Genomic DNA, 9129 nt, shown 5'->3' with positions numbered 1-9129 from the left:
GCCGACCGGCACCTGGGCGAGAGCGACAGCTGACCGGCACGTGGGCGGGAGCTGCAGCTGACCGGCACGTGAAAGGGCCGGGCGCGACAACCTCGCGCCCGGCCCTTTCGCCGTTCAGAGCCGCGCCCTCGGGCGCGGGAGCCGGAGGATCAGCGGTCGAGGATCCGGTCGAACTGCGTGGTCGTGTGGCGCAGATGGGCCACCAGTTCCTCGCCCACCGTCGGCTCAGGGGCGTCCGACGGCACGAACAGGATCGACACCTGCATGTGCGGCGGTTCCGCGAACCAGCGCTGCTTGGCACCCCAGACGAACGGCGAGAGGTTGCGGTTCACGGTCGCGAGACCCGCGCGGGCCACGCCCTTCGCGCGCGGCATCATCCCGTGCAGCGCCTTCGGAGCCTCCAGGCCGACGCCGTGGGAGGTGCCGCCCGCGACGACGACGAGCCAGCCGTCGGACGCGGCCTTCTGCTGCCGGTAGCCGAAACGGTCCCCCTTGGCGACGCGCGTCACGTCCAGGACGGAGCCCCGGTACTCGGTCGCGTGGTGGTCGCCCAGCCACAGGTGCGTGCCGATCCGCGCGCGGAAGCGGGTCTGCGGGAACTGCTGCTGCAGACGCGCGAGTTCATCGGCCTTGAGGTGGCTGACGAACATCGTGTGCAGCGGCAGCCGGGCCGTGCGCAGCCGGTCCATCCAGCCGATGACCTCGTCGACGGCGTCCGAGCCGTCGGGGCGGTCGAGCGGCAGGTGGATCGCGAAGCCTTCGAGGCGCACGTCCTCGATGGCGGCGTGCAGATGCGGCAGGTCCTGCTCGGTGATGCCGTGGCGCTTCATCGAGGACATGACCTCGATGACGACACGGGCGCCCACGAGCCCGTGCACGCCGTCCAGCGACGACACGGAGCGGATGACGCGGTCGGGCAGCGGCACGGGCTCCTCGCCCCGCCTGAACGGGGTGAGGACCAGCAGGTCGCCGCCGAACCAGTCCTTGATCCGAGCGGCTTCGTAGGTCGTGCCGACGGCCAGGATGTCGGCGCCGAATCGCGTGGCTTCCTCGGCGAGGCGCTCGTGGCCGAACCCGTAGCCGTTGCCCTTGCAGACCGGGACGATGCCTGGGAACTGGTCAAGCACGTGCTTCTGGTGTGCCCGCCAGCGCGCGGTGTCGACATAGAGCGTGAGCGCCATGGCTGGTCCCGGAACCTTTCTGGTGGCTGCGGTGTAACAGAGATATGGAAGGAATTGCGGAAGTCGACTGCGCGGGATCAGCGACGCGACATGTAGATGTCGAGCGCCTTGTGCAGCAGCTTGTTCAGCGGGAAGTCCCACTCGCCGACGTACTCGACGGCCTCGCCGCCGGTGCCGACCTTGAACTGGATCAGGCCGAAGAGGTGGTCCGTCTCGTCCAGCGAGTCGGAGATGCCGCGCAGGTCGTAGACCGAGGCACCCAGGGCGTAGGCGTCGCGCAGCATCCGCCACTGCATCGCGTTCGAGGGCCGGACCTCACGGCCGATGTTGTCGGACGCGCCGTAGGAGTACCAGACGTGCCCGCCCACGACGAGCATCGTCGCCGCCGAAAGGTTCACGCCGTTGTGCCGCGCGAAGTACAGCCGCATGCGGTTGGGGTCCTCGGAGTTGAGGGCCCGCCACTGCTGCTGGAAGTAGCTCAGCGGCCGCGGCCGGAACTTGTCGCGGATCGCCGTGATCTCGTAGAGCCGCTGCCACTCGGGAAGGTCGTTGTAGCCGCCCTGGACGACCTCGACACCGGCCTTCTCGGCCTTCTTGATGTTGCGGCGCCACAGCTGGTTGAAGTTCTTGAGGACCTCGTCCAGCGAGCGGTTGGCCAGCGGCACCTGGAACACATAGCGGGGCTGCACGTCGCCGAAGCCGGCGCCGCCGTCCTCGCCCTGCTGCCAGCCCATGCGGCGCAGCTTGTCCGAGACTTCGAAGGCACGCGGCTCGATGTGCGTGGCCTCGATGTCGCGCAGACGCTTCACGTCGGGGTTCTGGATGCCCGCCTTGATCGCGGGGGCGTTCCAGCGGCGGATGACGACCGGCGGGCCCATCTTCACCGAGAAGGCACCCTGCTTCTTCAGGTGCGCGAGCATCGGCTGGAGCCACTCGTCCAGGTTCGGCGCGTACCAGTTGATGACCGGGCCCTCGGGGAGATAGGCGAGATAGCGCTTCACCTTGGGCAGCTGGCGGTAGAGCACCAGGCCCGCGCCCACCATGTGACCGGTCCTGTCATCGAACCAACCGAGGTTCTCCGAACGCCATTCACTCTTCACGTCTGCCCATGCGGGGACCTGGCAATGGCTCGCCGACGGCAGGCTCTGGATGTACGCCAGATGTTGCTCTCGGCTGATGGTCCTCAGGGTCAGGCTCATTCGCGGCGCTCCTCGGGCTGGTCTGTCCCCATGGGTACAGGGGCTCCGGCTCTAGCGCCGAAGCCTACTGCGCCCTGCGAGCGCCCCGTCTGGGCGTATCGCACCTTCGCCCCTGGCCCGTCTCTGACCAGGGGTGGTGCGGATCGGTCAACGGCCGGTCCGGAGAAGGCCGTGCGGCCCCGGATCGCTCATCCGCGGCCGTCGCCGGTCACCAGAGTCCGCCGAAGAGGCCGCCGTGCGCCATGCCCAGGAAGAAGCCCATCGCACAGGCCCCGAGTCCGACGATGAGGAAGAAGCGTTCCCGTGTCGTCACCGAGATGAACTGCCCGTACGCGCCGGTGGCGATGCCCACCAGGCCGGTCCAGGAACTGAGCAGATGGAGGTTGTGGAACATCGCGGACACGAAGGCGATCGCGCCGAGGATCAGCGTGACGCCGAGCAGTGTGTCCTGGAGGGGATGGGGCTTGCCGTCGGTCGCGAAGAGAGAGCCGGCGGTGTCACGTCGCAATGTCTGTGCCATGGAGACACCTCCTGCGGAAGGCAGCGCATCGTAGCGCCATACACACCCGATGTGTACAGATTCTGCCCGCCCGCCGCCGGATTTCAACCGGAAGCCTAGGTGCGGGTAGTCTGTACCGTCTGCACCGGTGTCTGCCCAGGCCAGTCACTGATCCGTCACTGACTGGTACAGCCACACGGCACGGCTCCCCCTCGGATCTCCGCTCGGGGCGGTCGATTGTCAGTGGCGGCCGATACCGTTGCGTACGCATCACGACCCTCCTGCCACGGAACGACCGTGGCCGCTGAGTCCAAAGGAGGTGGGTTCCACATGCGTCACTACGAGGTGATGGTCATCCTCGACCCCGATCTCGAGGAGCGCGCTGTCTCCCCGCTGATCGAGAACTTCCTCTCCGTCGTCCGTGAGGGCAACGGAAAGGTCGAGAAGGTCGACACCTGGGGCCGTCGTCGTCTCTCGTACGAGATCAAGAAGAAGCCCGAGGGCATCTACTCGGTCATCGACCTGCAGGCCGAGCCTGCGGTCGTCAAGGAGCTCGACCGCCAGATGAACCTGAACGAGTCGGTCCTCCGGACCAAGGTCCTCCGTCCCGAGACCCACTGAGCCCCCTGGCTCAGATCCGTTGAGCCGAGAGGCTCGGCGGCACTCGGGATTCGAGTAGCAGCACCAGCAGCCAGCAGCAAACCCGCCGAGAGGTTCCCCCAATGGCAGGCGAGACCGTCATCACGGTCGTCGGCAATCTTGTCGACGACCCCGAGCTGCGCTTCACCCCGTCCGGTGCGGCGGTCGCGAAGTTCCGCGTCGCGTCCACTCCCCGCATCTTCGACAAGCAGACCAATGAGTGGAAGGACGGCGAAGGCCTGTTCCTGACCTGCTCGGTCTGGCGTCAGGCGGCGGAGAACGTCGCGGAGTCGCTCCAGCGAGGCATGCGCGTCATCGTGCAGGGCCGGCTGAAGCAGCGGTCCTACGAGGACCGTGAGGGCGTCAAGCGCACGGTCTACGAGCTGGACGTCGAGGAAGTCGGCGCCAGCCTGAAGACCGCCACGGCCAAGGTCACCAAGACCACCGGTCGAGGCGGCCAGGGTGGATACGGCGGCGGTGGCGGCGGCCAGCAGGGCGGCAACTGGGGCGGAAGCTCCGGCGGCGGTCAGCAGCAGGGCGGCGGCGGTGCTCCCGCCGACGACCCCTGGGCGACCGGTGCGCCGGCCGGTGGCGGCCAGCAGGGCGGCGGCGGTGGCGGCTGGGGCGGAAGCTCCGGCGGCTCCGGCGGCGGCTACTCGGACGAACCCCCCTTCTAGGACCCAGGGCCCAGCGCCCGGGACGAGAAGGCGGGTCGTACCCACACTTCTTGATCACACAGGAGAAACACCATGGCGAAGCCGCCTGTGCGCAAGCCTAAGAAGAAGGTCTGCGCATTCTGCAAGGACAAGGTCACGTACGTGGACTACAAGGACACGAACATGCTGCGGAAGTTCATTTCCGACCGCGGCAAGATCCGTGCCCGCCGCGTGACCGGCAACTGCACGCAGCACCAGCGTGACGTCGCCACGGCCGTCAAGAACAGCCGTGAGATGGCGCTGCTGCCCTACACGTCCACCGCGCGATAAGGGAAGGGTGACCGAAACATGAAGATCATCCTCACCCACGAGGTCTCCGGCCTCGGCGCCGCTGGCGACGTCGTCGACGTCAAGGACGGCTACGCTCGCAACTACCTGATCCCGCGGAACTTCGCGATCCGCTGGACCAAGGGCGGCGAGAAGGACGTGGCGCAGATCCGCCGCGCCCGCAAGATCCACGAGATCGCGACCATCGAGCAGGCCAACGAGATCAAGGCCCAGCTCGAGGGCGTCAAGGTCCGTCTGGCCGTTCGCTCCGGCGACGCCGGTCGTCTCTTCGGCTCCGTCACCCCGGCTGACGTCGCTTCGGCGATCGAGGCTGCCGGTGGCCCGAAGGTCGACAAGCGCCGTGTCGAGCTGGGCGCGCCGATCAAGACGCTGGGCGCCCACGCGACGTCCGTGCGTCTGCACCCCGAGGTTGCCGCGAAGGTCAACGTCGAGGTCATCTCTGCCTGAGTGTCGCGTTAGCGCCTCGCAGGACTGAGCAAGAGGGCCGCACCTACGGGTGCGGCCCTCTTGTCATGCGTGGACTTGTCGTGCGTGGAGGGGGCGCGGTATGCGGCCGGCGCTCAGCGAATGGTGCGCAAACAGAGGCCGTGTTTCACGTGAAACATCGCCTCAGCGCGTGGCCCCCGTGACGATCCAGCGACCCGAGCGCGAGCGTAGCCACAGGGTGACCATGCGCACGGTCATCATGAGCGTCATCGCGACCCACAGGGCGGTCAGCGCTCCGCCGAGCGTGGGGACGAGCAGTGCAGCGGGTGCGAACACCGCGAGGGTGATCAACATGGCCCACGCCAGATAGGGCCCGTCTCCTGCGCCCATGAGGACACCGTCGAGCACGTAGACGATGCCGCAGATCGGCTGTGCGAGGGCTATCACGATCAGGGCGGGCAGCGCGGCGTCCTGGACGGCGGCGTCGCTGGAGAAGAGCGGGACGAACACGGGCCGGGCCAGGACGACCAGCAGACCGAGGACGACGCCCGAGGCGAAGCCCCACTGCACCATGCGGCGGCAGGCGTCGCGGGCGCCGTCGGTGTCACCTGCTCCCAGATAGCGACCGATGATGGCCTGCCCGGCGATCGCGATGGCATCGAGGGCGAAGGACAGCAGGCTCCACAGGGACAGGATGATCTGGTGGGCGGCTATGTCGGCATCGCCGAGCCGGGCGGCCACGGCGGTGGCGATGATGACGATCGCCTTGAGAGAGAGCGTGCGCGCCAGGAGAGGGACGCCTGCCTGGGCGCAGGCCCTGATCCCCGCGGCGTCCGGTCGCAGCGAGGCGCCGTGGCGCCGGGCACCGCGGACGACGACGGTCAGATAGACGGCGGCCATCGCGCACTGGGCAAGGACGGTGCCCCAGGCGGAACCGGCGATGCCGAGGCCCGCTCCGTAGACGAGGAGCACGTTGAGCACGCCGTTGGCGACGAAGCCGCTGACGGCCACATACAGCGGGGTCTTGGTGTCCTGAAGGCCGCGCAGGACACCGGTGGCGGCGAGGACGGCCAGCATCGCGGGGATGCCGAGGACGGAGATCCTCAGATAGGTGACCGCGTGCGGCGTGGCCGAGTCCGAGGCTCCGAAGAGGCCCACGAGGGCGGGCGCCGTGGGCAGGGCGACGGCGATCACGACCGCGCCGAGCAGGAGGGCGAGCCAGATGCCGTCCATGCCCTGCCGGATGGCGGCCTGGAGGTCACCGGCGCCGACGCGGCGGGCGACGGCGGCGGTGGTGGCGTACGCGAGGAAGACGAAGACGCTGACGGCGGTCGTCAGGAGGGCCGAGGCGATGCCGAGGCCGGCGAGCTGAGCGGTGCCGAGATGGCCGACGATGGCACTGTCGGCCATGACGAAGAGGGGCTCGGCCACGAGTGCGCCGAAGGCGGGGACGGCGAGTGCGACGATCTCTCGGTCGTGTCGTCGCCGTGCGGCCTTGGGTGCCGCGGGAGCCTGTGTCATGAGCACCAATCTAATCTTCCACAGGTAAGAGATGCAATTGACTTAGGACCCTTACCTGAGCTGAGGGTGGGCGCGCGGACGGGCGCAGTTCGACAAGATCTTGGGCCGACTGGGGAAGTTTTTCTTCTGCACAGCCGGTGGATGGTAAAGATGCAGGTCAGAGCGGCTGTGGAAAGTCATCTGAGGGCTTGTTCACAGGGCTGTCCACCGGGCCGTGCACAGGTTTCCCGGGGTTCTCCACAGCATCGGGCCAGTCATCCACACCGCCTGTGGATAACCAGATTGGCTGACGGTGCCGACGGGCCTACGGTTGTGCGGCGCCCGCCTCGTCCTGTCATCGGCGAAACCACGCAAATCCGACGCGTCAGAACCGGAGTTGGGCCCCCTTATTTGTCAGTGTCGTGCCGTAGGAAAGAGGGGCACGGCGAGGTCCGCGCGGCGGACGGGAGGAGGTGGCCCGGTGAGTATTTCCGAGCCCTTGGACGACCCGTGGGCCGACAGCGGACCGGGGGACCGGCTGCCCGCATCCCGCCCGCGCCGCGACGGCGGTCGGGGCCGCGAGGAGCAGCACGAGCGGGGCTGGGACGGAGGCAGTTCCTCCTTCGAGCGCGTACCGCCCCAGGACCTGGACGCGGAGCAGTCCGTGCTCGGCGGCATGCTCCTGTCGAAGGACGCCATCGCCGACGTCGTCGAGGTGCTCAAGGGCCACGACTTCTACCGCCCGGCCCACGAGACGATCTACACCGCGATCCTCGATCTGTACGCCAAGGGCGAGCCGGCCGACCCCATCACGGTCGCCGCCGAGCTCACCAAGCGCGGTGAGATCACCAAGGTCGGCGGCCCCTCGTATCTGCACTCGCTGGTCCAGACGGTCCCGACCGCGGCGAACGCCGAGTACTACGCGGAGATCGTGCACGAGCGCGCGGTCCTGCGCCGTCTGGTGGAGGCGGGCACCCGCATCACGCAGATGGGATACGCGGCGGACGGCGACGTCGACGAGATCGTCAACAGCGCCCAGGCCGAGATCTACGCCGTCACCGAGCAGCGCACCAGCGAGGACTATCTGCCGCTGGGCGACATCATGGAGGGCGCCCTCGACGAGATCGAGGCGATCGGCTCCCGCAGCGGCGAGATGACGGGTGTGCCGACGGGCTTCACCGACTTCGACTCGCTCACCAACGGTCTGCACCCCGGCCAGATGATCGTCATCGCGGCCCGCCCCGCCATGGGTAAGTCCACGCTGGCCCTCGACTTCGCGCGCGCCGCCTCCATCAAGCACAACCTGCCCAGCGTGATCTTCTCCCTGGAAATGGGGCGCAACGAGATCGCGATGCGTCTGCTGTCCGCGGAGGCGCGCGTGGCGCTGCACCACATGCGGTCCGGCACGATGACGGACGAGGACTGGACCCGGCTCGCCCGGCGGATGCCCGAGGTGTCGGCGGCCCCGCTCTACATCGACGACTCCCCGAACCTGTCGATGATGGAGATCCGTGCGAAGTGCCGCCGCCTCAAGCAGCGCAGCGACATCAAGCTCGTGATCATCGACTATCTCCAGCTGATGCAGTCCGGTGGTTCGAAGCGCGCCGAGAGCCGCCAGCAGGAGGTCTCGGACATGTCGCGAAACCTGAAGCTGCTCGCCAAGGAGCTGGAGGTCCCGGTCATCGCGCTCTCGCAGCTGAACCGTGGCCCCGAGCAGCGCACGGACAAGAAGCCCCAGGTCTCCGACCTGCGTGAATCCGGCTCCATCGAGCAGGACGCCGACATGGTCATCCTGCTGCACCGCGAGGACGCGTACGAGAAGGAGTCACCGCGCGCGGGCGAGGCGGACATCATCGTCGGCAAGCACCGTAACGGCCCCACGGCGACGATCACCGTCGCCTTCCAGGGCCACTACTCGCGCTTCGTGGACATGGCGCAGACGTAGGCCCAGGGTGTGCAGGGTCTCGGATGGGCTCTCAGCGCCTCGTCTCGTACCTCGTCAGGATCACGCCGCACGGAAGAGTCCGCGTCTCCACCAGGTTCAGGTTCACCCAGCTGTCCAGCGCGGTGAAGAACGGCGTGCCGCCGCCCACCAGGACCGGCGCGGTGGCCAGCACGTACTCGTCGATCAGCCCGGCCCGCATGGCAGCCCCGGCGAGCGTCGCGCCGCCGATGTCCATCGGGCCGCCGTCCTCGGCCTTGAGCCGGGCGATCTCGGCGACCGCGTCGCCGGTGACCAGGCGGGTGTTCCAGTCGACCTTGTCGATCGTCGAGGAGAACACCACCTTCGACATGTCCCGCCAGCGGCGTGCGAACTCGATCTCCGCCGGGGTCGCGTTGGGCTGCTGGTCGCCGGTCGGCCAGTACGAGCTCATCGTCTGCCACAGCTTGCGTCCGTACAGCGTCAGGTCGGTCGCCTGCAACTGGTCGGACCAGAACTGGAACAGCTCGTCGCTCGGCACGCTCCAGCCGATGTCGTCGCCGGGCGCGGCGATGTAGCCGTCCAGGCTCAGGTTCATGCCGTAGATCAATTTCCGCATGGCGCCAGCCTTCCGTGAGTCGGTCTCACGCGTACAGACCGACGCGGCGCGGGAAACTCATCGGTGCGCGACCTGAGACCGATCTCGGGTGATGCCGCGGTGAGACAGCAGAGAACCAGCAGGTCGCAGAAGATCGACATG

10 protein-coding genes are annotated in these 9129 nt (G+C 68.1%); 5 read left to right on the top strand and 5 right to left on the bottom strand.

From position 1 onward, the window contains the following. Positions 1 to 149: 149 nt before the first annotated feature. From CP982_RS21485 to CP982_RS21475, 3 genes are all read right to left on the bottom strand, one after another. Positions 150 to 1181 carry an alanine racemase gene (locus CP982_RS21485; RefSeq protein WP_150512024.1) on the bottom strand — a complete coding sequence of 344 codons (1032 nt, stop codon included), beginning with the start codon at positions 1179 to 1181 and terminating at the stop codon, positions 150 to 152. Between the two features lie 77 nt (positions 1182 to 1258). Further along, complete coding sequence (locus tag CP982_RS21480; RefSeq protein WP_030676906.1) at positions 1259 to 2380, bottom strand: lipid II:glycine glycyltransferase FemX; 1122 nt, start codon at positions 2378 to 2380, stop codon at positions 1259 to 1261. A gap of 208 nt (positions 2381 to 2588) precedes the next feature. Then, positions 2589 to 2900 (bottom strand): hypothetical protein, encoded by a 312-nt coding sequence (locus CP982_RS21475; protein ID WP_150512023.1) that lies wholly within the window; start codon positions 2898 to 2900, stop codon positions 2589 to 2591. A gap of 309 nt (positions 2901 to 3209) precedes the next feature. Here CP982_RS21475 and rpsF point away from each other — a divergent pair, with 309 nt between their 5' ends. From rpsF to rplI, 4 genes are all read left to right on the top strand, one after another. Then, positions 3210 to 3500 (top strand): 30S ribosomal protein S6, encoded by a 291-nt coding sequence (gene rpsF / locus CP982_RS21470; protein WP_006604399.1) that lies wholly within the window; start codon positions 3210 to 3212, stop codon positions 3498 to 3500. A 101-nt stretch (positions 3501 to 3601) separates the two neighbouring features. Beyond that, a complete protein-coding gene (locus CP982_RS21465; RefSeq protein WP_150512022.1) occupies positions 3602 to 4195 on the top strand; it encodes a single-stranded DNA-binding protein in 594 nt (197 codons plus the stop codon). Between the two features lie 72 nt (positions 4196 to 4267). Next, entirely contained in the window at positions 4268 to 4504 is a 237-nt protein-coding gene (gene rpsR / locus CP982_RS21460) for a 30S ribosomal protein S18 (protein WP_003949403.1), read from the top strand. 18 nt (positions 4505 to 4522) lie between these two features. Further along, positions 4523 to 4969 carry a 50S ribosomal protein L9 gene (rplI, locus tag CP982_RS21455; RefSeq protein WP_150512021.1) on the top strand — a complete coding sequence of 149 codons (447 nt, stop codon included), beginning with the start codon at positions 4523 to 4525 and terminating at the stop codon, positions 4967 to 4969. Positions 4970 to 5131: 162 nt separating this feature from the next. Here rplI and CP982_RS21450 read toward each other — a convergent pair whose 3' ends face one another. Next, positions 5132 to 6469: an MATE family efflux transporter gene (locus tag CP982_RS21450; protein WP_150512020.1), complete on the bottom strand. Its 1338-nt coding sequence runs from the start codon at positions 6467 to 6469 to the stop codon at positions 5132 to 5134. Positions 6470 to 6929: 460 nt separating this feature from the next. On the opposite strand from CP982_RS21450, the gene dnaB reads away from it, so the two are divergent. Then, positions 6930 to 8393, top strand: coding sequence for a replicative DNA helicase (gene dnaB, locus CP982_RS21445; protein ID WP_150512019.1), 1464 nt, complete (start codon positions 6930 to 6932; stop codon positions 8391 to 8393). Positions 8394 to 8424: 31 nt separating this feature from the next. On the opposite strand, the gene CP982_RS21440 is transcribed toward dnaB, so the two are convergent. Continuing rightward, a complete protein-coding gene (locus CP982_RS21440; protein WP_150512018.1) occupies positions 8425 to 8988 on the bottom strand; it encodes a dihydrofolate reductase family protein in 564 nt (187 codons plus the stop codon). Between the last annotated feature and the right edge of the window lie 141 nt (positions 8989 to 9129).

The sequence above is a fragment of the Streptomyces spectabilis genome, assembly GCF_008704795.1.
Taxonomy (GTDB): Bacteria; Actinomycetota; Actinomycetes; order Streptomycetales; family Streptomycetaceae; genus Streptomyces; species Streptomyces spectabilis.
This window is presented reverse-complemented; position numbering and strand designations above follow the sequence as displayed.

What these genes read in the sequence shown, in the direction of transcription:
- CP982_RS21465 (WP_150512022.1), top strand. Translation starts at nt 3,602, where the DNA reads ATGGCAGGCGAGACCGTCATCACGGTCGTCGGCAATCTTGTCGACGAC.
- CP982_RS21475 (WP_150512023.1), bottom strand. Translation starts at nt 2,900, where the DNA reads ATGGCACAGACATTGCGACGTGACACCGCCGGCTCTCTCTTCGCGACC.
- CP982_RS21480 (WP_030676906.1), bottom strand. Translation starts at nt 2,380, where the DNA reads ATGAGCCTGACCCTGAGGACCATCAGCCGAGAGCAACATCTGGCGTAC.
- CP982_RS21440 (WP_150512018.1), bottom strand. Translation starts at nt 8,988, where the DNA reads ATGCGGAAATTGATCTACGGCATGAACCTGAGCCTGGACGGCTACATC.
- CP982_RS21485 (WP_150512024.1), bottom strand. Translation starts at nt 1,181, where the DNA reads ATGGCGCTCACGCTCTATGTCGACACCGCGCGCTGGCGGGCACACCAG.
- CP982_RS21450 (WP_150512020.1), bottom strand. Translation starts at nt 6,469, where the DNA reads ATGACACAGGCTCCCGCGGCACCCAAGGCCGCACGGCGACGACACGAC.
- rplI (WP_150512021.1), top strand. Translation starts at nt 4,523, where the DNA reads ATGAAGATCATCCTCACCCACGAGGTCTCCGGCCTCGGCGCCGCTGGC.
- rpsF (WP_006604399.1), top strand. Translation starts at nt 3,210, where the DNA reads ATGCGTCACTACGAGGTGATGGTCATCCTCGACCCCGATCTCGAGGAG.
- rpsR (WP_003949403.1), top strand. Translation starts at nt 4,268, where the DNA reads ATGGCGAAGCCGCCTGTGCGCAAGCCTAAGAAGAAGGTCTGCGCATTC.